Source organism: Aeromonas rivuli, from assembly GCF_000820045.1.
Taxonomy (GTDB): Bacteria; Pseudomonadota; Gammaproteobacteria; order Enterobacterales; family Aeromonadaceae; genus Aeromonas; species Aeromonas rivuli.
Genome location: NZ_CDBJ01000042.1, coordinates 146,641 through 169,572 on the forward strand (window position 1 = coordinate 146,641; position 22,932 = coordinate 169,572).

General features: G+C 59.7%; 22 protein-coding genes and 1 tRNA gene. 9 read left to right on the top strand and 14 right to left on the bottom strand.

The annotated features are described in order from the left end of the window. Positions 1-3 precede the first annotated feature (3 nt). The 7 genes from BN1130_RS08510 (at position 4) to galE (ending at position 6,260) form a co-directional block, all read left to right on the top strand. Positions 4-222, top strand: a complete 219-nt coding sequence (locus tag BN1130_RS08510; RefSeq protein ID WP_042041445.1) for a TIGR02450 family Trp-rich protein — start codon at positions 4-6, stop codon at positions 220-222. Beyond that, on the top strand, positions 179-697 hold the full coding sequence (locus BN1130_RS08515; RefSeq protein WP_042041447.1) for a chalcone isomerase family protein: 519 nt from the start codon (positions 179-181) through the stop codon (positions 695-697). The genes BN1130_RS08510 and BN1130_RS08515 overlap by 44 nt, the downstream gene beginning before the upstream one ends. 163 nt (positions 698-860) lie before the next feature. Beyond that, a complete protein-coding gene (locus BN1130_RS08520; RefSeq protein ID WP_042041449.1) occupies positions 861-1,433 on the top strand; it encodes a DUF3833 domain-containing protein in 573 nt (190 codons plus the stop codon). 114 nt (positions 1,434-1,547) lie between these two features. Then, on the top strand, positions 1,548-2,015 hold the full coding sequence (locus BN1130_RS08525; RefSeq protein ID WP_042041451.1) for a Dps family protein: 468 nt from the start codon (positions 1,548-1,550) through the stop codon (positions 2,013-2,015). A 205-nt stretch (positions 2,016-2,220) separates the two neighbouring features. Continuing rightward, the gene (hcp, locus tag BN1130_RS08530) at positions 2,221-3,870 is read left to right on the top strand and encodes a hydroxylamine reductase (RefSeq protein WP_042041547.1); all 1,650 of its coding nucleotides are present in this window, start codon (positions 2,221-2,223) and stop codon (positions 3,868-3,870) included. A gap of 279 nt (positions 3,871-4,149) precedes the next feature. Beyond that, the gene (locus BN1130_RS08535) at positions 4,150-5,163 is read left to right on the top strand and encodes an FAD-binding oxidoreductase (RefSeq protein WP_042041453.1); all 1,014 of its coding nucleotides are present in this window, start codon (positions 4,150-4,152) and stop codon (positions 5,161-5,163) included. Positions 5,164-5,246: 83 nt separating this feature from the next. Beyond that, positions 5,247-6,260, top strand: coding sequence for a UDP-glucose 4-epimerase GalE (galE, locus tag BN1130_RS08540; RefSeq protein ID WP_042041455.1), 1,014 nt, complete (start codon positions 5,247-5,249; stop codon positions 6,258-6,260). An 88-nt stretch (positions 6,261-6,348) separates the two neighbouring features. Here the strand turns inward: galE and BN1130_RS08545 are convergent, their stop codons facing one another. Continuing rightward, positions 6,349-7,101, bottom strand: a complete 753-nt coding sequence (locus BN1130_RS08545) for a DsbA family protein (RefSeq protein WP_042041457.1) — start codon at positions 7,099-7,101, stop codon at positions 6,349-6,351. Positions 7,102-7,297: 196 nt separating this feature from the next. Between BN1130_RS08545 and BN1130_RS08550 the strand changes: the two genes are divergently transcribed. Further along, positions 7,298-7,385 (top strand) — tRNA-Ser (locus BN1130_RS08550). A 75-nt stretch (positions 7,386-7,460) separates the two neighbouring features. Here BN1130_RS08550 and chbG read toward each other — a convergent pair. The 13 genes from chbG to uxaC all read right to left on the bottom strand — a co-directional run bounded on the left by chbG (position 7,461) and on the right by uxaC (position 21,515). Next, on the bottom strand, positions 7,461-8,231 hold the full coding sequence (gene chbG / locus BN1130_RS08555) for a chitin disaccharide deacetylase (protein ID WP_042041459.1): 771 nt from the start codon (positions 8,229-8,231) through the stop codon (positions 7,461-7,463). Positions 8,232-8,279: 48 nt separating this feature from the next. Further along, entirely contained in the window at positions 8,280-9,626 is a 1,347-nt protein-coding gene (locus tag BN1130_RS08560) for a 6-phospho-beta-glucosidase (protein ID WP_042041461.1), read from the bottom strand. A 154-nt stretch (positions 9,627-9,780) separates the two neighbouring features. Next, positions 9,781-10,608 (bottom strand): transcriptional regulator ChbR, encoded by an 828-nt coding sequence (chbR, locus tag BN1130_RS08565; RefSeq protein WP_042041464.1) that lies wholly within the window; start codon positions 10,606-10,608, stop codon positions 9,781-9,783. Positions 10,609-10,640: 32 nt separating this feature from the next. After that, positions 10,641-10,994, bottom strand: coding sequence for a PTS N,N'-diacetylchitobiose transporter subunit IIA (gene chbA / locus BN1130_RS08570; protein ID WP_042041466.1), 354 nt, complete (start codon positions 10,992-10,994; stop codon positions 10,641-10,643). Positions 10,995-11,050: 56 nt separating this feature from the next. Continuing rightward, positions 11,051-12,433, bottom strand: coding sequence for a 6-phospho-beta-glucosidase GmuD (gene gmuD / locus BN1130_RS08575; protein WP_042041467.1), 1,383 nt, complete (start codon positions 12,431-12,433; stop codon positions 11,051-11,053). Between the two features lie 54 nt (positions 12,434-12,487). Beyond that, positions 12,488-13,840, bottom strand: a complete 1,353-nt coding sequence (chbC, locus tag BN1130_RS08580; protein WP_224432960.1) for a PTS N,N'-diacetylchitobiose transporter subunit IIC — start codon at positions 13,838-13,840, stop codon at positions 12,488-12,490. 19 nt (positions 13,841-13,859) lie between these two features. Then, positions 13,860-14,180, bottom strand: coding sequence for a PTS sugar transporter subunit IIB (locus tag BN1130_RS08585; RefSeq protein ID WP_042041548.1), 321 nt, complete (start codon positions 14,178-14,180; stop codon positions 13,860-13,862). Positions 14,181-14,870: 690 nt separating this feature from the next. Beyond that, a complete protein-coding gene (locus tag BN1130_RS08590) occupies positions 14,871-15,491 on the bottom strand; it encodes a bifunctional 4-hydroxy-2-oxoglutarate aldolase/2-dehydro-3-deoxy-phosphogluconate aldolase (RefSeq protein ID WP_042041469.1) in 621 nt (206 codons plus the stop codon). Continuing rightward, positions 15,484-16,452, bottom strand: coding sequence for a 2-dehydro-3-deoxygluconokinase (gene kdgK / locus BN1130_RS08595; protein WP_042041471.1), 969 nt, complete (start codon positions 16,450-16,452; stop codon positions 15,484-15,486). The genes BN1130_RS08590 and kdgK overlap by 8 nt, the downstream gene beginning before the upstream one ends. Before the next feature lie 21 nt (positions 16,453-16,473). After that, positions 16,474-17,022: a YgjV family protein gene (locus tag BN1130_RS08600; RefSeq protein WP_052448209.1), complete on the bottom strand. Its 549-nt coding sequence runs from the start codon at positions 17,020-17,022 to the stop codon at positions 16,474-16,476. Further along, positions 17,019-18,506 carry a UxaA family hydrolase gene (locus BN1130_RS08605; protein ID WP_042041472.1) on the bottom strand — a complete coding sequence of 496 codons (1,488 nt, stop codon included), beginning with the start codon at positions 18,504-18,506 and terminating at the stop codon, positions 17,019-17,021. The genes BN1130_RS08600 and BN1130_RS08605 overlap by 4 nt, the downstream gene beginning before the upstream one ends. A 9-nt stretch (positions 18,507-18,515) precedes the next feature. Next, positions 18,516-19,979, bottom strand: a complete 1,464-nt coding sequence (locus tag BN1130_RS08610) for a tagaturonate reductase (protein WP_042041473.1) — start codon at positions 19,977-19,979, stop codon at positions 18,516-18,518. Positions 19,980-20,102: 123 nt separating this feature from the next. Then, positions 20,103-21,515, bottom strand: a complete 1,413-nt coding sequence (uxaC, locus tag BN1130_RS08615; RefSeq protein ID WP_042041474.1) for a glucuronate isomerase — start codon at positions 21,513-21,515, stop codon at positions 20,103-20,105. Between the two features lie 424 nt (positions 21,516-21,939). Here uxaC and BN1130_RS08620 point away from each other — a divergent pair, with 424 nt between their 5' ends. Continuing rightward, positions 21,940-22,929 carry a TRAP transporter substrate-binding protein gene (locus BN1130_RS08620; protein ID WP_042041475.1) on the top strand — a complete coding sequence of 330 codons (990 nt, stop codon included), beginning with the start codon at positions 21,940-21,942 and terminating at the stop codon, positions 22,927-22,929. Positions 22,930-22,932: the final 3 nt, after the last annotated feature.

Consider the following 22,932-nt stretch of genomic DNA (forward strand, 5'->3'; position numbering starts at 1 on the left):
AAGATGAACACCTTTTCGACCGAGACACTGCTTTTTTCAAAATGGACCAAGGAGACTCAGTTCGAACAGGCCGAGCGCTTCTTTCTGGTGATCTCTTGCCAGCGGGACGGCCAGGGCCAGCTCAACAGGGTCATTTTGCAAGACATCAATACCTTGCAAGAACAGGAGCTAGATTGGCATGAACTGGAAGATCCTGCGCGTTGGCACATGGGCTGGCATTAGCCTGCTCTGTTGGAGCGCTGTGAGCTGGGCGGCCCCCTGGCAGCAGCTTCGAACTGTGGGGCAGGGGGAGATGCACTGGCTCTGGTTCAAGCTCTATGACGCAACCCTCTACAGCCAGGATGGCCGCTATGTGGCGCGCCGCTACCCTCAGGCGCTCTCCCTCACCTATGCCCGGGACATAGACCGGCAGGATATTCTGGATGCTACCGGCCAGGAGTGGCAGCGGCTGGGTCTTGGGGATGCGCAGCAGCAGGGTCGCTGGCTGGGGGCGCTGTCGAGCCTGCTGCCCGACGTCAACAAGGGTGACAGGCTCACCTTCTATGTCAACGAGCAGGGGCTGGGTGAACTCTGGCTGCGGGACGCCCCCCTGGGCCCCATCACCGAACCTGGCTTTCCTGACGCTTTTCTCGCCATCTGGCTCGCCGACAACAGTCGGGATCCGGCCCTGACTCGCCGCCTGCGTGGTCAACCCTGATGCGGGTAGCGATCCTGCGTCGCTGCATCCTCGTATCTCATCTGTGAGGCATAGCCCGGGTCAGCATCACTGACACCTGGCTTGACCCGATCCCTGTGATGGAGGCTCCAGACAAGAGCCACACAGTGCCAGGGGGTTGCAGTCCCACCATCAGGAGTCTGTTATGACTGGATATCATGGCCGCGGGCGCGGCATCATTCTCTTGCTACTTCTGGCCTGCCTCGGCGGCTGTGGGGTGAGCCTCGATACCTATCGCGGCCAGGGGCCAGACTGGGATCTTGCCCGCTTCTTCAACGGCAAGCTGGTGGCTCATGGCCTGGTAATCGACCGTAGCGGCGAGGTGACCAGTCGTTTTCGGGTCGAGATGCAGGGGCGCTGGCAAGAGGGCAAGGGGGAGCTGTTCGAGCAGTTCTATTTTGATGACGGCCGCCAACAGACCCGTACCTGGTTCTTGAGCAAGGGGGCGGATGGTCACTGGCGCGGCACCGCGAGCGATGTGGTTGGGGAGGCGGTGGGCAAAACCGCAGGCTTTGCCCTCAACTGGCGCTATCAACTCGATCTGGTGCTGCCGGATGACCAGGTGGTGCGGGTCAGTTTCGATGACTGGATGTATCTGCTTGATGAGGATCGCCTCATCAACCGGGCCGAGATCAGCAAGTTTGGCATTCACCTCGGCGAGGTGATCCTCTATATCGAGCGACAGGAGACCACTGCGCCCTCCCGAGCCTCATCATGACCCTCGGGAGAGCGCACTGATAGCCAATTCCTATCAGCGGCTTAGTTAACAACGATTACCCTTTGAGTCTGCCTGGCGATAAGCTACTCCTGTTTTCAAATCTGGAGGTGCATGATGAAAAATCCAATTGGTCTGGATACCGCCCAATCTCAAGCCCTGGCAACCGAGCTGAATCAGCTGTTGGCCAGCTACCAGATCCTCTACATGAATGTGCGTGGCTTCCACTGGAACATCCGCGGCAATCAGTTTTTCGAACTGCATCTGAAGTTCGAGGAGATCTACAACGATCTGCTGCTGAAAGTCGATGCCCTGGCCGAGCGTATCCTCACCCTGGATGGCGTGCCGCTCCATAGCTTCAGCGACTATCTCAAGGTGTCTGCCATCCCCGAGCAGAAAGGGCTGCATGACGGCCGTGCCTGTGTCGGTTCCCTGCTGGATGGTTTTCGCGAATTGCTCGGCACTCAGCGCCGCATCCTGAGTCTCGCCGCCGAGGCGGGGGACGAGGGCACCAGTGCCCTGCTGTCTGACTACATACAGCAACAGGAGAAGTTGGTGTGGATGTTGCAAGCCTATCTGGATTGAACCCATAACCGGTATTAATGCGCTGAGTTGTTTCTCCTTTTTATCTGGCTATCCACCCAGTTGCCGCCCGTTTGGGCGGCTTTTTTATTTTTGATCTGCATCAATGAAAACTTAATTGGCAAATTGAATGCCTATTAAGTTACCGGTGAGGGGCATAGAATCGCCACAAAACAAGCAACTGAAATGTCCAATTAGGAGCGGCATGATGTTTTGTGTGCAATGTGAACAGACAATTCGTACCCCGGCAGGCAATGGCTGTGCTTATGCACAGGGCATGTGCGGCAAGACGGCCGAAACCTCGGATCTGCAGGATGTGCTGATCTATGCCCTGCAGGGCCTCAGTGCCTGGGCGCTGGCGGCCCGCGAGCACGGTGTCATCGACAACGAGATCGATGCCTTCGTGCCCAAGGCCTTCTTCGCCACCCTCACCAACGTCAACTTCGACTCCGCCCGCATCGTCGGCTACGTCAACCAGGCGCTGGCTCATCGTCAGCAGCTGGCCGACCGTCTGGCCGCGCTGGCGGTGCAAGTCAGCGAGCTGCCCGCCGCCGCCCGCTTCGAGCCCGGTGCCGAACTGCTGGAACAGCTGGCCCATGCGCCCCAGACCGCGGTCAATCGCGGCAAGAGCGAGGTCAACGAAGACATCATGGGGCTGCGTCTGCTCTGCCTCTATGGCCTCAAGGGCGCCGCCGCCTACATGGAGCACGCCCGGGTGCTGGATCAGCAAGACAGCGCCGTGGCGGCCGAGTTTCATCGCATCATGAGCTGGCTCAGCACTGACCCGAGCGATCTGGATCCCCTGTTCAAGTGCGCCATGGAGATAGGTCTGCTCAACTTCCGCATCATGGAGATGCTGGATCTGGGCGAGACCACGGCGTTTGGCCACCCTGAGCCGACCCAAGTGCTCGTCACTCCAGTGCCAGGCAAGTGCATCCTGGTCTCCGGCCACGACATGATGGATCTCAAGCTGATCCTGGAACAGACCATGGGCACCGGCATCCATGTTTACACCCACGGCGAGATGCTGCCGGCGCTGGCCTACCCCTTCTTCAAGCAGTACCCCCACCTGGTGGGCAACTACGGATCTGCCTGGCAGAACCAGCAAAAAGAGTTTGCGAACTTCCCCGGCGCCGTGGTGATGACCTCCAACTGCATCATCGATCCCAAGGTGGGTGACTACAGCGATCGCATCTTCACCCGCTCCATCGTCGGCTGGCCGGGGGTGACTCACCTTGAAGGAGACGATTTCTCCGCCGTGGTGGCGAAAGCTTTGGCGCTGGACGGTTTCAAACACACCGAGCTCGAGCACTTCATCACCATCGGCTTCGCCCGCAACGCCCTGATGCAGGCCGCCCCGGCGGTGATCGACAAGGTGAAAGCCGGGGAAATCAGCCACTTCTTCCTGGTGGGCGGTTGTGACGGCGACAAGGCCGAGCGCGCCTACTTCACCGAGTTTGCCAAGGCCGCCCCCCAAGACAGTCTGCTGCTCACCCTGGGCTGCGGCAAATACAAGTTCAACAAGCTCGATTTCGGTGACATCGGCGGCATACCCCGTCTGCTGGATGTGGGCCAATGCAACGATGCCTACTCCGCCATCCAGCTCGCCCTGGCGCTCTCCGAGGCGTTCGAGTGCGGCGTCAACGATCTGCCGCTGACCCTGGTGCTCTCCTGGTTCGAGCAAAAAGCCATCGTCATCCTGCTCACCCTGCTGGCACTCGGGGTGAAAGACATTCGCACCGGCCCGACCGCTCCGGCCTTCCTCACACCGGCCCTGCTCAAGGTGCTGGAGGAGCAGTTCGGTCTGAAAGGTACCACTACCGCAGAGGCGGATCTGGCCGAGATACTGGCGGCCTGATCAAGGTGCTGGAGACATAGTCCGGTCTCAAGGGAACCACCACGGCTGAAGCAGATCTGGCCGAGATACTGGCTGCCTGATCAAGGTGCTGGAGACATAGTCCGGCCTGAAGGGCACCACCACGGCCGAAGCAGATCTGGCCGAGATCCTGGCGGCCTGAATCGGGCGACATTGCAGGCGGTGCCAGCCTGACTTGAGGAATATGTTGTAAGCCTTTGGCGAGCCCCCGGCTCGCCTTTTTTCGAATCAGACCTTTTTATCAGACCGAGGAGCCTTGCGATGACTTCCACCTCTCTTTCCCTGCGCTGCATTGGCCGCCGCGCCGACACCCACGACGTGACCAGCTGGCAGTTTGTCGCCGCGGAGGGCACGCTGCCCGCCGTGCTGGCCGGTCAGTGCGTGACCCTGCACACCGAGATAGACGGCCAGCCCCAGCCCCAGTGCCGGGCCTACACCCTCTCCTCCAGCCCGCATGACCCTTGCTGGCAGGTCACCATCAAAGACGTGGGGCGGGTCTCCCACCATCTACACCAGAGCCTGCAGGTAGGGGACCAGATCCGGGCCGACGGCCCCTTCGGCGACTTCAATCTGACCGCGCTGCCTTGCGAGCGGCCGCTGCTGCTGAGCGCCGGCTCCGGCATCACCCCCATGTGGGCCATGCTGCGCGGCGAGCTGGCCAGACGGCCCGATGCGGACATCCGCTTTGTCCACAGCGCCCGATCGCCAGCGGATGTGATCTTCGCCGATGAATTGACCGCGCTGGCCGAGGCTCATGCCGGGCTGCGTCATGCCTTGATATTGGAAGAGGCCCCGGCGGCTCACCCCTGGGTGGGGCGTCTCACACCCTCCATGCTCAAGGAACTGGCGCCGGACTTGCTCGACCGTCACGTCTATCTGTGCGGCCCGGCCCCTTACATGGCGGCGGTGAGCACCATGCTGGCGGATCTGGGGTTGCCGGCGGCGCAGTTGCATCAGGAGTCGTTCGGCCTGCCTGCTGTTACATCGGGTGCGGCGCCGGTTGCGGCCGTTGGCGACCATTTCTGGCTGACCCTCACCAAGAGCGGCAAGAAGGTGAAGATACTGCCGGGGCAGACCCTGCTCGCCGCCCTGGAAGAGGCGGGGGTGCGTATCAATGCCGCTTGTCGGGCCGGGGTCTGTGGCAGCTGTCGTTGTACCACCACGGGGGAGATAGAGCGCCAGAGCGTGGCGACCCTGACTCCGGCTGAGCTGGAGCAGGGAGTGGTGCTGGCCTGCTCTTGCACGGCCCGGGGAGATATTGGCCTGGATTGCTGAGGGCTCATTAGTATCTCACTCTTTTCCCGCCGGGTCAGGGCGAGTACACTCTGGCCAGTTTCACCAGAACACGGAATAAAAGAATGACAATACTGGTCACGGGCGGCGCCGGATATATCGGCTCTCACACCCTGGTTGAACTGCTCAATGCCGGGCAGCAACTGGTGGTACTGGATAATCTGTCGAACTCCTCCCTTGAGTCTCTCAGGCGGGTCGAGCGGATCACCGGCAAGGCCGTTACCTTCGTCGAGGGGGATATTCTCGACAGAGCCTGCCTGCAGGGGCTATTTGCCTCGCACCAGATAGACGCTGTTATCCATTTTGCCGGGTTGAAGGCGGTGGGGGAGTCCGGCCAGATCCCGCTCACCTATTACCAGAACAACGTGACCGGCACCCTGGTGCTGTGTGAGGAGATGGCCAAGGCTGGCGTGTTCCGGCTGGTGTTCAGCTCCTCCGCCACCGTCTATGGCGATCCGGCCTCGGTGCCCCTGCGAGAAGATTTCCCCACCAGTGCCACCAACCCCTATGGTCGCTCCAAGCTGATGGTGGAGGAGATACTGCGGGATCTCGCCACGTCCGACCCCCGCTGGGCCATAGTGCTGCTGCGCTACTTCAACCCGGTCGGTGCCCACGAGAGCGGCCTCATCGGCGAAGATCCCAACGGCATTCCCAACAACCTGCTGCCCTATATCAGCCAGGTCGGGGTGGGCAAGCTCAAGGAGCTGGGGGTGTTTGGCAACGACTACCCGACGGCGGACGGCACCGGGGTGCGCGACTACATCCATGTAGTGGATCTCGCCATCGGCCACCTCAAGGCACTGGCCCGCATCCAGAGCGACACCGGGGTGTTCACCTACAACCTGGGCACCGGTCAGGGCTATTCGGTGCTGGAGATGATCGCCGCATTTGAGGCCGCCAGTGGTCGCACCATTCCCTACCAGATAAAACCGCGTCGCCCCGGCGACATCGCCGAGTGCTGGGCAGAACCCCATAAAGCCAGTGCCGAACTCGGCTGGCAGGCAATGCGTGGGCTGGAACAGATGATGACAGATACCTGGCGCTGGCAGAGCGGCAACCCCGAGGGGTATAAGGGCTGACCGCCGACTGATCTGCAAGACAAGTAGCAAAACGCCCCGACCAATGGTCGGGGCGTTTTAGTTTGACAGCGAGAGTGTGACTAACCCGTTACTGGATGGCTTTACCGGCGCGCACATCCTTGATCACGTCTTGCAGACTGGCCATGTCGCGGGGCGCACCACGGAGGATCTGATCGCCGATGATGAAACCAGGGGTGCCCGAGATGTTCATGGCTTCGGCAAGGGCTCGGTTGGTACCCAGTGCCTTGTCTATGCTATCATCCTTGAACTTGGCCTCGGCCTTGCTCCAGTTGACCCCGGCACTCTCGGCGATCTGCTTGACCTGAGCCTCGCTGGCCAGGGGACCCTGATGGGCATAGAGAGCGTCATGGAAGGCCTGATATTTCTCGGGCTGACTGAGCTCAACCGCGAGGGCTGCGCGAGCAGCATAGGCGGAGGTCGGGCTCAGTATGGGGAACTGCTTGTAGATGTAGCGAATGTCCTTGTCTTCGGCCAGCAGCTGCTTGATGAGGGGGTGAGCCCGTTTGCAGTAGCCGCAGTTGTAATCGAAGAACTCGATCACGGTCAGCTTGCCTTTGGGATTACCGGTTTCGGGATCCTTGGCGGCATAGAGCTCCTTGGCATGGGACTGGATCATCGCCTTGTCATTCGCGGATTGTTGTCCCTCCTGCTTGGCACGCAGGGCGTTGGACATCTCGACCAGGATTTCCGGATTCTTGACCAGATAATCACGCACTATCTGTTCGACATCGGACTTGGTCAGTTCGCTGGCCTGGACGGGGGCCGCGAGCAGGGAGGCGCCAGCCAGGGCGCAAAACAGGGCATGCTTGATCGTCTTCATTCCATCTATCCTGGCATTTTTACAGTGTTGCCTATAGTGGTGTAGCCATAACCCAAGTCAAGCCATCTGCTTGAAAAAGCATGGATTATGACCTTTTTGTCTATCAGATGCGCCAAATAGACCAATAAAACAGCAAACAGTCTGGCAGGGGATTTACAAGGGCACCGAGCATGGGTAATATCCGTCGCACTGCTGCGGAGGGGTGGCAGAGCGGCTGAATGCACCGGTCTTGAAAACCGGCGATGGGTGACCATCCGTGGGTTCAAATCCCACCTCCTCCGCCATTTATTGAAGCCAAAAAGGCCACCCAAGGGGTGGCCTTTTTGCATTGGATGTTTTTGTACTTGGGTGGTCAGCCATTATTGCGATGACCAATCTCGATAACTGCACAGGCGATAGCCTCGCTCGGCGATGAGGGCTGGCAGGGCCGGATCGGTGAGGATGGCAAGCTCGGTGAGCCTGGGTTGGTGATAAGCGCTGCGCTGCACCTCGAGATCGATAAAGGCGGGGTGGCACATGATCTCCAGGGAGTTGACCCCTTGTTCATTGGCATCATCCAGCAGTTGCAGCAACAGCTCCCGGGTGAGTGATTCACCATAGAAGCGGCTGTCAAAACGCTGGCAACTGAGCTCATGGTTGACGGTCAGGCCGTGACGGCGCACCTCCTCCCGATCGATGCGCATAGGGATGCCCTGCTGGCGGGCGAAGGCTTCCACCAGGGGATAGAGGCTCGGCAGCATATGCACATGGTGATGGCTGTCGATGTGGCTGGGCGAGCGACCAAACAGGGTGATGAAACGGTCGAACTGCTGCCTTAGCTCTTCCATGATTTCCCTTGCAACCAGCAGACCCTGCTCGTTTTTTTGCCAGATGCTCTTGTCCAGCTCGCCCTGGGCATTGACCAGGCAGGAGAGAGGAGAGAGCGGCTTGCCCCAACTGAGCACGAAGTGCAGCCCGATGGGCAAGTCAGGGAAGCGTTTGGCCAGCCAGGCCGCGTGTTCTATGGCCGGGGAGTTGACCATGGCGGTGGTCGAGCTGACCACCCCATGCTCGAAGGCTTCCACTATGCCGTAGCTCTGGGCAGGGCAGAGACCAAAGTCGTCGGCGTTGATAATCAATCTTTTATGCATCTCTATCTCCTGTATTGCCCCGCCGATAATCAACGGGGCCCAGTGTTCTCAGGCGAGATCCGCAATGGCGGCGGCAAACTTGGGCAGGTGCTCGCGGTGGGCCAGCAGCAACTCCTGGGCAACGATTTTTGCCTCGTTGTCCGAGTGGATCAACGGATTGAGGTTCATGGCCAGCAGCAAGTCATCGAAGGAGCCGCTCAAGGCAGCCTGGGAGGCGGCAATCTCGAAGCTCTTGATGAGGTGAATGAGCCCGTTGACCTTGTCGTCGAAGCGGGTGAGGCGCGGGTGAGGAATGGCGCCATCACGGCCCACCAGGCAGGTCATCTCGACAGTCCAGTCGGCCGGAATGTTGGTGACATGGCCATGGTGGGGGATGATCACATACTGTTCGCTGCGCTTGTCGTTATGGATGGCGCTGATCACCTCGCAGGCCGCATCCGAGTAGTAGGCGCCGCCGCGCAGCTCCAGCTCCTTGGGCTTCTCGTTGAGTTCAGGGTTCTGGTAGAGCTCAAACAGCGTTTTCTCGACTTGTTGCACCACCTGAGCCCGGGCACCGCCCTTGTAGAACTCGCCCATCTCTATCCCCAGCATCTCTTTCTCTTTGAAGTAGTAACGCAGGTAGGAGCAGGGCAACAGGCGCAGCCCGCGCATCAGGCTCGCATCGAAGGGCAAATCGAAGATGTTCTTGACCGAGCTGGCGCTGGTGAGGCTGCCGTCTATCACCCCCTCGAGCAGTTCATCGAAACGCGATACCCCATTGACCAGCACATCGCCGATGAACACCAGGTGATTGAGGCCGAAGATATCGATGGAGAGGGAGTCCTCTGCGCTGACCTTGAGGGCATCGCGCACAAACATCTGCATGCCGACCGGAATGTTGCACACCCCGATGAAGCGGCGGAAATGGGTGTGGCGATGCACGGCTTCGGTCACCATGCCAGCCGGATTGGTGAAGTTGATGAGCCAGGCATCCGGGCAGATCTCCTCCACATCGCGGATGATGTCGAAGATGACGGGGATGGTGCGCAGCCCCTTGAACAGGCCGCCCGCACCATTGGTCTCCTGACCCAGCAGGCCGTGGCTGAGGGGAATGCGCTCGTCTTTTTCCCGGGCCTGCAGCTGGCCGACCCGCAGCTGGGTGGTGACGAAGCTGGCGCCTTGCAGCGCGGCGCGGCGATCCAGGGTCTTGTGCAGCGTCATGGGGATGCCGGCTTTCTGGATCATGCGCTGGCACAGGTCGAAAATGATGTCCAGTTTCCCCTGACCTTCGGGGACATCGACCAGCCACAGCTCATCGATGGGCAATTCGGCGTAGCGTTTGATGAAGCCATCGACCAGCTCCGGGGTGTAGCTGCTTCCGCCACCTATGGTGACCACTTTAAGCGTCTTGTTCATAAACACCTCTTTCATCATTTTCAAATTGGGTTGAATAAGGGGCCGCCCTGCATCTGGGGGGGCAGTTAGCCGCAGCCACCTGTGGCAGGGGCCGTTAAATGGCGTCAGTTTGTTGGCAACCTTATGTTTTAAATGAAAATATCTTTATCCTTCATCAGGCCGGGGTTTCAAATTTCGGATAGAGATATTTGCGGTAGCTGCCCGGGGTAAAGGAGGTCAGCTTCTTGAAGTTTTTGATAAAGAGGCTGACATCGTTGTAGCCGGTCTCGAAGGCAATGTCGGCAACCGAATCGTTGGTGACTTCCAGCTGCATCTTGGCGTAGTTGACCCGGATCTCGTTGATGATCTGCATAGGCGTCTTGTTGTAGTAACGCCGGGTGGCACGGGTCAGGTACTCCTGACTCTTGCCGGAGAGATGGATCAGATTGGCCAGGGCATCTTCGGCAAACAACGGGCGATCGTGCATGCGCTCAACCGCCTCATGGAGCCAGAGCGGCAGATCCTCGCTGGCCGAAGCGTCCTTATGGTGACGCAGCCGGTTCATCACCGAATAGGTCACCACTTCGAGAAACTCGGTCAGCGCCTCTTCCCGAAAGCCAGGGGAGACCAGCACCGACTCGATATAACTCAGAAATTCATGCTTGAGCGGATAGGCCTGGGACGCCACGAAGTGTTCCGGCAGCAGGTACTTGAAGTGCTCGTCAAAGTAGCTGCGGCTGATCCCGACGTTGAAAATCCGGGTGGTGCCGAACTCGTAGAAGCTCTGATGGGATGAGCCCAGCGGAATGAACACCAGATCGCCGCGCTCGAGCAGTACCCGCTTGCCGTTGACCTCCTGGTAGTAACGGCCGGTCAACACCAGGGTGAACTCGTAATAGTCGTGCTGATGCAAACCGGTTCCGCTCACCTGCTTGTTGTAGATGAACATGTGGAAGGGTCTGTTGTTAAACAGCTCGTTTTCCCGGATGGTCTTGACGCTCATTATTCGCCCCTTATGACTGGCCGATGCCGCTGTTACTTGCCGAGCAGTTTTTCGTGCACGTCGATGAGTTCGTTGATGAGTTCCCGCGCCAGCATGGAGGTCATCAGGTGATCCTGGGCATGCACCAGCACTAGCGTGACCGGGATTTTGCCCTCGCCCTGGTCGCTCTCAATCAGCTGGGTCTGCACCTGGTGGGCGGCATTGAGGGCCTCGCGGGATTGGGTCATCAGCTGACGGGCGGCGGCCATGTCGCCCTCCTTGGCCTTCTTCAGGGCGCTGTAGGCCAGGCTGCGTGCCTGCCCCGAGTTGATGATGAGCCCCATCACCACCTCTTCCATGTCATCGCACGTCGTGTTCTCTGCCTCTATGTGGTCCATATCGAACATCTCTTTATCCCCTTGATTACAGCTAGTTGATTGAAAGCGGTTTAATTGAATCTCACTTAATTGAAACCATGATTGCGTGCCACCTCGGCGAACCAATAGCCGCTCTTCTTGATGGTGCGGGTCTGGCTCTCAAGATCCAGCCGGACCAGGCCATAGCGATTCTTGTAGGCATTGAGCCAGGACCAGTTATCGATGAAGGTCCAGAGGTGATACCCGCAGCAGGCGCTGCCCTCTTGCAGGCCGCGATGCAGCCACTCGAGGTGGCCACGAATAAAGTCGATGCGATAGTCATCCTCTACCCGTCCCTCCGGGCCAATAAAACGCTCTTCCCCCTCGACCCCCATGCCGTTCTCCGAGATGTAGCAGCGGGGATTGCCATAGCCAAGGCGCAGCTCGGTGAGGATGTCGTAGACCCCTTTCTCATAGATCTCCCAGCCCCGGTGCGGGTTCATCTTGCGACCCGGCATCTGGTAGAAATCGAACAGATCTTCGGGGGTGTGCGGCGCCCCTGCGCAGGGCTGATCCTTGGCCTTGACTCGCCGTGGCTGGTAGTAGTTGATGCCCAGCCAATCCACTCGCCCGTCACTGAGTAGCGCCTTGTCACCGGCTTCCACCTCTGGCAGCAAATCATGCTGGCGCAGCAGGTCGATCAGCTCGGGGTCATAGCTCCCCTTCAGGGCCGGATCGAGGAAACTCTTGTTGAGCAGCAAGTCGGCCCAGCGTGCCGCCTGGCGATCTGCCGCCGAATCGGATCTAGGGTAGGTGGGGCTCAGGTTGAGGATGATGCCAATCTCGCCACTGGCATGGGTATCGCGAAAGGCCTTGACCGCACCGGCATGGGCCAGGGCGGTGTGATAGGCGACAGTGACGGCGCGGCGAAAATCCACCACACAGGGATAGTGGAAGTGGCCGAGATAGCCGCACTCGACCGGCACTATGGGTTCGTTGAAGGTAAACCAGTGCTGGATGCGCGAACCAAACAGCTCGAAGCACAGGCTGGCGTAACGCACATAGGCCGCCACCACGTCCCGGCTCTCCCAACCGCCTAGCTCCTGCATGCACAGGGGCATGTCGAAGTGGTAGAGATTGATGAAGGGGGTGATCCCCTCGGCCTGCAGGCGGTCAAAGACCGCATGGTAGAAAACGACCGCCTGCTGATTGACCTCGCCCGTCCCGTCCGGGATCAGTCGGGACCAGGAGATGGAGGTACGAAAACTGTTGTGATTGAGCTGCTTGAGCAGTGCGATGTCGCTCTCGAAACGATCATAGAAGGTCGAGGCTTGCGCCGGGCCTATGCCCTGATGGAAGCGCGTCGGCTCAAGGGTGTGCCAGTAGTCAAAGATGTTGTCGGACTTGCCATCTCGGCTGGAGGCTCCCTCCGTCTGGGGCGCCGAGCTGGCGCTGCCCCACCAAAAATCGTCCGCAAAGCGATACGTCATCTTATTCTCCTCCAGCTTGAAGAGGGAGGAGCCAGGCTCCTCCTGGGAGTGTCATCAGAATTTCAGGGCCAGCGCGATATCCTCTTCGCTCTCCTGTTCTTCCTCGATAACGGCCTGGGCCTTGTTGGCAATCAGCACGAAGGGGACATACATCAGGGTGGCTATCCCTAAGTTGAATATCGCCAGCAGGGCTGCGGCTATGCTGCCATTGGTGTTGAAGAAGGCCCCCAATCCGGCTGGCATGGTCCAGGGCGCCATGTTGGTGATGGGCGGGATAAAGCCGGTGTTGTAGGCAAACAGGGTGATGGTCGCCAGCACCGGCTGCACCATCACGAAGGGGATAAGCAACACAGGGTTCATGATGACCGGCAGACCAAACAGGATGGGCTCGTTGATCTGGAAGATGCCGGCGGGCAGACCCAGCTTGGCCACCTGACGGTAGTCATCGCGACGCGACACCATGAACACCGCCAGGATGAGGCCTAACGTTGCCCCCGTACCGCCGAGGAAGATGTAGGAGTCGAGCATCGGCTTGGTCCAGACGTGGAAGGTCTTGCCGGCGGCGATAGCGGCTTCAACGGAGCCGTATTGGGTATAGAGGGCGACGTTTTCCAGGGTGAAGGGCACCAGAATGCCGTTCTCCAGTGCCGACAGCGCCAAAGAACCATGGACCCCGAAGAACCAGAGCAGCGGGGAGAAGAGCACATAGACCCAGCCGACCAGGCCACCCATGTTGGACAGGGGGGTGGAGATGGTGTCCATGATGATCTGGTGGAAGTTGGTGCCCTCTGTCTGGAGCAGGTAGGCGACTATCCCCATGATGGAGAGGATGATGAAGCCGGGGATCAGCGCCGAGAAGGAGCGCGCTACCGAGGTCGGCACGCTGTCAGGCAGGCGGATCACCCAGTTGCGGCGAATGACGAAGGCAAACATCTCGGCCGAGACGAGACCAATGATCATGCCGGAGATGATGTTGGCGCCACCCAGCCAGTTGGCACCGACCGCATAGGCCTCGCCGACGCTGAAGGGGGTGACCGTCATGAAGGCGGCGACCGAGAGCAGACCGGCCGAGAGGGGATCAACCTTGCGCTCTTCTGCCATGGCATGGCCGATGAAGAAGGGCGCCATCAGGGACATGATCCCCAGGGTACCGTTATAGACGCTGCCGCCAATGCTCTTGAAGCCGTCCAGGGTGGCGATGGTGGCGGGATCGAGTCGCACCCCCATGGAGTAGAAGAAGGATCCCTCCCCAAAACTCAGGAAGACGTTGTTGATCAGGACGAACATGGCCCCGGCCAGGGTCAGGGGCATCAGTTTGATGAAGCCATTCTTGATGGCGTTGACATGAGGCTGCTTACCCAGCTTGACGGCAATGGGCAATATGGCCTTTTCCAGGGATGCGATCATGGTGCTCACGGTGTTCTCCTTACTGAGCGAGGCTCTTCTTGATGGATGCGACGGCGGCCTTGAGGACACCTAACCCATCGACCTTGCCATAGAGCAGGGAGTCGATGACTTCGACCGGCTTGCCCGGTAACAGTGCCTGGATTTCCGGCAACATGTAGGCAATTTGAGGACCCAGCAGGATCAGGTCGGCATCCTGACCTTTCTCTCCCGCCAACGTTTCCGGATAGGCATCTATCTCCACGGGCACATCATATTTTTCTGCCTGTGCCTTCATCTTCGAGACCAGCAGTGACGTCGACATCCCGGCAGAGCAAAACAGGTAAATCCGTTTCTTTTCCATAACCACTACCTCACGATTAAAAACCAGTTGTATAGGGGGATGAACCTGTCTCTTGCCGTCACAACCCATGGTTAACTAATCATCCCTCATTGACATCATTGTAATGACTTACAGATCTAACTGATATTTCGCGTATCACTAAAATAGTTCCATATTGACCTGTCACTTTGGTGCCGTTCACGATTTCAGAGGATGGGAAAATAAGGAGTCAGATGGGTGGTTTTTAAGTGAGGCTCGGTTGTTATAAAAACACATTAATTTCAATGTGTTAGTTTAGTTCTCGTCGTTTCACCTGCTCAGATGACGAAAGCGGTCAATAATCGGCAGTGGTTCACACTTTTAAGCTAATGGACTTAGCTTGATATTGGCCACAAGGCTGGTTTTGGGGGAGAGATAATAATTATACGCTGTTGTTGACTAGGCACTGAGCGCCTGATCCCCATGTTGCGTTGGGGATCCTGAGTGATTGGCATGTTCTTGCCACCTATGGCCATCGGATATCAGCGCAACCCCCTGCTTTTTCTTCCTCCTCCTTATGGTTGACCCCGACACTTCCCATCCTGGTTACGCCAAGGCCATGGGCGCTCCACGCTCCTGGCCAGATCCGGCCATCAACCACCAGCGCAGAGGTGCTCATAAAAAAAAGCCCTGAGGAGCAGGGCTTTGAACTGTTGCTGAAACAGGGGCGACTCAGAGGGCGGCAACGGCTTCCCGTACCAGCAGGGCCAACTCGTCCCACCTCTCCTCATCGACAAGCTTGGCTGGCACCATCCAGGTGCCGCCGCAGGCGATCACCGAGTCCAGTGCCAGATAACTCTGGATATTGGCGGGCGTGATGCCACCGGTGGGCATGAAGCGCACCGGATAGACGGCGCCGAGAGCCTTCAGCATGCCAAGGCCGCCGGATTGCTCGGCCGGGAAGAATTTGAGCTGGCACAGCCCCATCTCCATGGCTTGCTCCACCAGGCTGGGGTTGTTGACCCCGGGGATGATGGCAATGCCCTTGTCCAGGCAGTACTGCACCGTCTTGGGGTTGAAACCGGGGCTGACAATAAAATCCGCCCCGGCATCGATGGCGGCATCCACCTGTTCCCGGGTAAGCACGGTACCGGCACCGATCAGCAGGTCCGGATAGGCGGCACGCATCTGGCGGATGGACTCGGCGGCGGCGGGGGTGCGAAAGGTCACCTCGGCGGCGGGCAGGTCGTTGTCAACCAACACCTTGGCGAGAGGGGCTGCCAGTTTGGCATCTTGCAGGGCGATGACGGGGATTACCTTAAGCGCTTCGAGGCGGGCGATGAGATCAGACATGGGAGGGCTCCTTGGCCGTTGGCATATGGGATGAGGGGATGATGGCCCCCGGATGTTGAATGACGCAGGCGGCGAGGCGATGGCCTGCCCGGGCCGCGTCGGCGGGGTCGCAACCTTGCAGGCGTGCGGCCAGATAACCGGCACTGAATGAATCACCGGCCGCCGTGGTGTCGACGATGAGAGTCGGGTCAAGGGAGGTGGCGGCCACCTCGATGTGCTGCTGCTCGGTGACGATGAGGCAAGGCTCGGCGCCGCGCTTGATGACGATCTCCGCGACGCCCAGAGCCTGGCTGCGGCTGATGGTCTGCTCCAGGGAAGGATCTTCCCAGAGCGCGACCTCATCATCCTGGGTGAGCAGCGCGATGTCGGTCTGCGCCAGCATGGCGGCATAGGCGGCCTGAGCCTCTTCTCTACTCCCCCAGAGTCGGGGGCGATAGTTGTTGTCAAACACCAGCCTGGCACCCTGGGTACGGGCGCTCGCCAGCGCCAGCATCAGGCGTTGGCGAGCGTCGGGGGAGAGTATGGCCAGGCTGATGCCGCTCAGGTAGATGAGTTCGCACTGGCCTAACGCGGCGAGGATGGCCTCGGCGGGTTCACGCTCCAGCCAGTAGCGGGCGGCAGCGTCGCTGCGCCAGTAGGTGAAGGATCGTTCGCCATTGTCTGCCGTGTCGATGAGATAGAGGCCGGGCGCCTTGTCAGCCAGGCGCTGTACCCAGTCGGTGTTGACGCCCTCCGCTTGCCAGGCCGCCAGCATCGCTGTACTTAGTCCGTCTTGTCCCAGTGCGCTGACATAGCGCACCTGCCAGGCCGTATCGGCCATGTGGGGACTGGTGTCGCCCAGGCGGGCGAGATAGAGGGCGGTATTGAGGGTGTCACCGCCAAAGTTCTGGGCGAGCAGGCCTTGTGCGGCGCGGCGCAACTCCACCATGCATTCGCCGATCACGGCTATCTGTCGGGTCATGGCCTCGACTCCTTGCAAAGATCAGGTGGTGCTCGTCAAGGGGTGTCGCCACATGCGGTACATAGTGTGACAGTTGACGAACAGAAAAGTGGTTTCGATCAGGCTGCCACCGATGGAGCCAATCAGTATGTTGTGACTGGTCCAACACAGACCGCCGACCAGCATGCAGAGTCGCAGTGCTATGCCGTGGGCGCGAAACAGTCCCCAGGTGCCAATGGTGGTGCCTATGATGGGCAGCCACTGCACGGGGCTGGTGATCCCGGGAATGCCCAGCACCCAGACCAGCACCAGAAAGAACGACATCACCCAGGGACTGCGGGTGCGCCCCGAAGCGATGGTGCGGCCACAGCTGAGACCTGCACTGAGGGCCGCCGTGTTGGCCCCCATGAAGGCGAAGTGGCAGGCGATGGCGGCTTGGTAGAGGCAGAGCCGCAGCCGAAAGCGCTTGTCATCCCGCTGCAGGAAGGCGCTGACCCCGACCAGCATGGCGGCAAGACCGATGCCTTGCGCCAGAGGTTGCTGCTGGATCAGGGCCCAGACCGGGGCCAGCCAGCCGAGTTCGATACTCACAGGGTGACTCCGCTCTTGAAGATCGCCAGCTCCCGAAAGTCATTGAGTTCATTGCAGGTTGGTTTGCCGTTGGCGATGTCGACGATGAGGTCGACAAATTGGCCGAGCAGGCTGTGCATGGGGGTGCCTTCTATTAGGGTGCCTGCGTTGAAGTCTATCCAGTGCGGCTTGCGTCTGGCCAGATCGCTGTTGGTGGCGAGCTTGACCGTGGGAGCCGGACCGCCGTAAGGGGTGCCACGGCCGGTGCTGAACAGCACCATGTGGCAACCGGCGCCGGTCAGGGCGCTGGTGGCCACGGCGTCGTTGCCGGGGGCGCTCAGCAGGTTCAGACCCGGGCGTTGCAGGCGGGCGCCGTAGGGCAGCACATCCACTACCTGGCTCTGGCCCGCCTTCTGGGTGCAGCCGAGGGATTTTTCCTCCAGGGTCGAGATGCCGCCCGCTTTGTTGCCGGGGGAGGGGTTCTCGTAGATGGGCTGCTGGTGATCGATGAAATACTGCTTGAAGTCGTTGACCATCCGCACCGTCTTGTCGAAGGTCTGCTCATCCTGGCAGCGGGACATCAGGATCCGCTCTGCGCCAAACATCTCGGGCACCTCGGTCAGCACCGAGGTGCCGCCGTGCTGGATCACATAGTCGGAGAAGCAGCCGAGCAGCGGGTTGGCGGTGATGCCGGACAGACCATCGGAGCCGCCGCACTCCAGACCAAACTTGAGTTCCCCCAGGCGTCCCGGCTGGCGCCTGTCTTCCTGCATCCGGGCAAGCAGCTCGGTGAGCAGGCCCACTCCGTGCTCCACCTCGTCATCTTGCTGCTGGCACACCATGAAGCGCACTCGCGATGCATCGAAATCGCCGAGAGTCTCCTTGAAAGCGGCGATCTGGTTGTTCTCACACCCCAGCCCGACCACCAGCACCCCCCCCGAATTGGGGTGATGCACCAGGTTTTGCAGCAGGGTGCGGGTGTTGAGGTGATCCTGGCCGAGCTGGGAGCAGCCATATTGGTGGCTAAAGAGCTGTATTCCATCGATATGGCTGAGATCGCACTCCCGCTCGAGGCGCTGCTTCATCTGTTTGGCTAGGGCATTGACGCAGCCCACGGTCGGCAAGATCCACAGTTCATTGCGAATACCGACCTGACCATCCTGGCGGCGATAGAGCTGGATCGCCCTGTCCGGCAGCGAGGTGCTGACCTCTGTCAGTTCAGGTTGATAGCTGTACTCGTCCAGGTCGTTGAGGTTGGTGGCCAGATTATGGTGATGAATGTGCTCCCCCTGAGCAATGGCCTGGGTGGCATGGCCGATGGGCAGACCGTACTTGATGATCTGGTCACCTTCGGCCAGAGGAGCCAGCGCTATCTTGTGGCCACGGGCGAGGGGCAGCCCCAGAGTGAACGCTATCCCCTGGTACTCGATGACCTCACCGGCGTCGAGGTCGCGCAGGCTGACCAGCACATTGTCGGCGGGATGGATACGGATGACGGCTTGCATGTTGGCTCCTCAGCAGCAGGTGGCCAGCGCCGTGCGCAGCCCCTGCTCACGAATGCGGGTCAGACAGTGATCGACGCGCTCGACCAGACCGGGGATCTCACACAGTGACTGGCCCCAGTGAGCTGTGTTGCCGAGGATCTCGCGCACCAGTTCATGCTGGGCCAGTTCGCCGCGCTCGACCGCCGGCCAGAGGCGGGCATAGGCATCGAGCCAGGGCTGGTCGTCTTGCAGCGGATACGCCTCGCCATCACGCTTGCCGCGATAAAATGCCAGCAAGGCAGCCAGTGCGAAGCTCAGTCGCGGCGGCAAGCCCCCTTGCTGTTGCTGGTAGCCGAGCAGCTGCGGCAGCAGGCGAGTGCGGAACTTGGTCATGCCGTTCAAGGCGATGGCGAGCAGCTGATGCTTGATGAAGGGGTTGCGAAAACGACTCTGCACATCGCGGGCAAAGGAGATGAGTTCATCCTTGGGCAAATCCAGGGTCGGCACTATCTCATCGAACATGATGCGCTGAACGAACTCGCCCACCTGCTCATCCATCATGGCCTCGCCCACCGTATCCAGACCCGCCAGGAAGGCGACCGGCACTAGGGCGGTGTGAGCGCCATTGAGGATGGCGACCTTGCGCTCCTTGTAAGGCTTGATGTCGGAGACGATGCGGATGTTGAGGGCCTGTTCGGCAGGCAGCTGGTCGAGACAGAGCGCCTGTTTGAGCCACTCAGGCCCCTGAATGACCAGCAGATAGAAGTGTTCGGCGGTGACCACGAATTGATCCTGATAGCCAAACTGCCCCTGCAGCTCGGCATGCTCGTCCCGGGGGAAACCGGTGACGATGCGATCCACCAGGGTCGAGCAGAAGGTATTGTGCTCGCGCAGCCAGGTCTGGAAGGCAAACGGCAACTGCCACTGCTCGGCATAACGCAGCACCAGCTCGCGCAGCGCCTCGCCGTTGTAGTCGATGAGCTCGCAGGGCAGCAGCACCCAGCCCTTGTCGGCGGCGCCCTCAAAATGGGTGAAGCGCTCGAACAAGAGGCGGGTCAGCTTGGCCGGGAAGCTGGTGGGGGGCGCATCGGTCAGTGTGTCATCGGCGTGGTAGCTGATGCCCGCTTCGGTGGTGTTGGAGAACATGAAGCGGATCTGCGGGTCGCGGGCCAGGGCCAGCACCTTGTCGAACTGGCGATAGCAGTTGAGCTCGTGGTTGACGCTGCGGATCAGGCGCTGGGTGCTGACGGCATTGCCTGACTCATCCAGACCGCGAATGACGGTGGTATAGAGACCATCCTGGGTGCTCAGGCTGGGCGGCAAATCGCTGTCGATGGGACGCACTATCACCACACCGGCATTGAGGGGGGTGTGCTCGTTGAGCAGGTCCAGTTGCCAGTCGATGAAGGCGCGCAGGAAGTTCCCCTCGCCAAACTGGATCACGCGGTTCGGATACTGGGCCCCCGGGAAGGCGTCACGATTCAGGCGTTGCATCTTATTGTCGTTCCTCATGGGGGCCTGGCCCCCAGTTATGCGTTAGGTGGTATGAGCGCGGCGCGGTTTGACTCGAATGGGCGCCATTGGCGGCGAGGATGTTTCCCCCTCGCTCTGGTGTGGTCAGTTCAGCTCGATGGCGAAGTAGTCCCGGGCATTGTTAAAGCAGATGTTCTCTACCATGGCGCCGAGCAAGGCCAGATCGGCCGGGGCTTCTCCCTCGGCGACCCAGCGCCCAATCATGCGGCACAGGATGCGGCGGAAATATTCGTGACGGGTATAGGAGAGGAAGCTGCGGCTGTCGGTCAGCATGCCGACGAAGCGGCTGAGTAGGCCGAGCTGGGCAAGCTGGGTCAGCTGGCGCTCCATGCCATCTTTCTGATCGTTGAACCACCAGCCGGATCCGAACTGCATCTTGCCGGGGATGTTGCCACCCTGGAAGTTGCCAATCATGGTGCCCAGCACCTCGTTGTCCCTCGGGTTGAGGCAGTAGAGGATGGTCTTGGGTAGTCGATCCTGGCTGTCCTGGGCATCGAGCAGTTTTGAGAGTGCCTTGGCCATGGGGGCGTCATTGATGGAGTCAAAGCCGGTGTCCGGCCCCAGGCTCAGCAGGCGGCGACTGTTGTTATTGCGCAGTGCCCCTATGTGGTACTGCTGCACCCAACCTCGCTGGTGATACTCAGCGGCCAGATAGAGCAGCACGGCGGTCTTGAAGGCGGCGATATCGGCCAGCTCCAGGGTCTCACCCCGCAGACGGCGGGCCAGCATGATGTCGAGCTCCGCCTCGCTGGCCTGCCCGAACAGCACCTCATCCAGGGCGTGGTCGGCAATCTTGCAGCCGTGGGCGGCGAAGTGATCCAGTCGCAGGCCCAGGGCCCGAGTGAGATCGGCGAAGCGGAGGATCTCGACATCGCTGACCTGAGCCAGCTGCGCCAGATAGTCGGCGAAGCCATCGGCCTCTATGTTGAAGGCCTTGTCCGGGCGCCAGCTCGGCAGCACCTTGATGTCGAAGCTGCTGTCTGCCGCGATGACGGCGTGGTGGCGCAGATCGTCGACGGGGTCATCCGTGGTGCCCGCCATCTTGACGTTCATCTGTTGCATTATGCCGCGAGCCGAGAAGTCGGGCTGGGCCAGCTTGTCGTTGCAAAAATCCCACACTTCCCGCGCCGTTTGCGGCCCCAACAGGGAGCCGGTCAGACCGAAGGGCCGTTTGAGTTCGAGGTGAGTCCAGTGATAGAGGGGATTACCGATGGTCTGGGGCACTGTGTCGGCCCAGGCCTCGAACTTGGCGTAGTCGTCGGCCCCCCCGGTGCAGAAACGTTCATCAACCCCGTTGGAGCGCATGGCTCGCCACTTGTAGTGGTCGCCCTTGAGCCAGACTTCGTACAGGTTCGCGAAGCTGTGGTTCTCGGCAATCAGGGCAGGGGGGAGGTGACAGTGATAGTCGAAGATCGGCTGGTCGGCGGCGAAGCCATGATAAAGCTGGCGAGAGAATTCGGTATCCAGCAGAAAGTCATCGGTCATGAAGGCGGTCATTCGGCTTGCTCCGTACGAGGGATCTCGATGAATGGAATAGTTGTTGGACCAATTATTCGCCTTGCCAGACATCTCGTCTAGTCACCTTGACGCAAAAATACCAGCCAGGTCACAAAATAATCCTTTTCAAGAAAAATGGGCTCTCATTGAGGCTTGTTCGGGTTTTTTACGCTGTGACCCTTGTGGGCGAAGCGCTGACAAAGGGGGATTTGGTGTCTGCCAACCGTTTTGGTGGCTCAAAATGTGACCCGTGTTGGGTTTGTGACAGCAAGATAGTGGGGTCTTCATTTTTTGTGATGGTTCTCAATATTCATAGATGTTATACCAATTACAGTTAGCCCCACAAAGATGTAGGACATTAAGACTGACTCCTCAGGGAAGAGGTCTAGCAGATAACAACACACACACTTGAGGTCCCGCTCCAATGAAAATGAAAACTCTTGCTGTCGCGATGCTGATGGCCGCCCCGCTGACCCTGGCTGCGTTCTCTTCCCATGCCATGGACAAGGTCACCCTGAAGCTGGCTCATAACCTGGATACCAACCATGTGGTTCACCAGGCTCTGGCCGAGATGGCCAAGGAGATCAGCACCGCCTCCGACGGCAAGATGAAACTGCGTATTTATCCGGGTGGCCAGATGGGTGGCCCGCGTGAAACCCTTGAGCTGCTGCAAAATGGCGCCCTTGACATGACCAAGGCGAGCGCCAGCGAGATGGAGCCCTTCTCGCCCGCCTTCTCCATCTTCAGCCTGCCTTATCTGTTCAAGGATCAAGCCCACTTCAACAAGGTGATTTATGGTCCGGTCGGCCATGCCATGATGGCCGAGACCCATGACAAGGGATTCATCTCCATCGCCGCTTATGTGGCGGGCACCCGCAGCTTCTATGCCAACAAGCCAATCCAGACTCCGGCCGACATGAAGGGCATGAAGATCCGGGTTGTCGCCACGCCGACCACCATCAAGTTGATCGAACTGCTCGGCGCGGCGCCGGCGCCCATCCCGTTTGGTGAGGTTTATACCGCACTGCAACAGGGCGTCATCGATGGTGCCGAGAACAACGAACCCTCCTATGTGCAGACTCGTCACGTCGAGGTCGCCAAGTTCTACGCCGAAGATGAGCACACCTCGGTACCCGACTTTCTGGTGATCTCCACCAAGGTGTGGGACAAGCTCTCCGATGAGCAGAAGCAGATCCTAGAAACCGCGGCCAAACACTCCGAAACCTTCGAGCAAGCGCTGTGGGACAAGGAAGTCGTGGCCTCTCGCAAACAGGCAACCGAGGCCGGAGCCACCTTTATCAAGGTCGACAAAGAGGCTTTCCGTACCGCGCTGGCGCCCCTGTACGATGACTTCCGCAAGGATCCGGTGCGCGGTGAGTGGCTCAGCAAGATCGAGAACGAAGTCGCTCAGTAACTA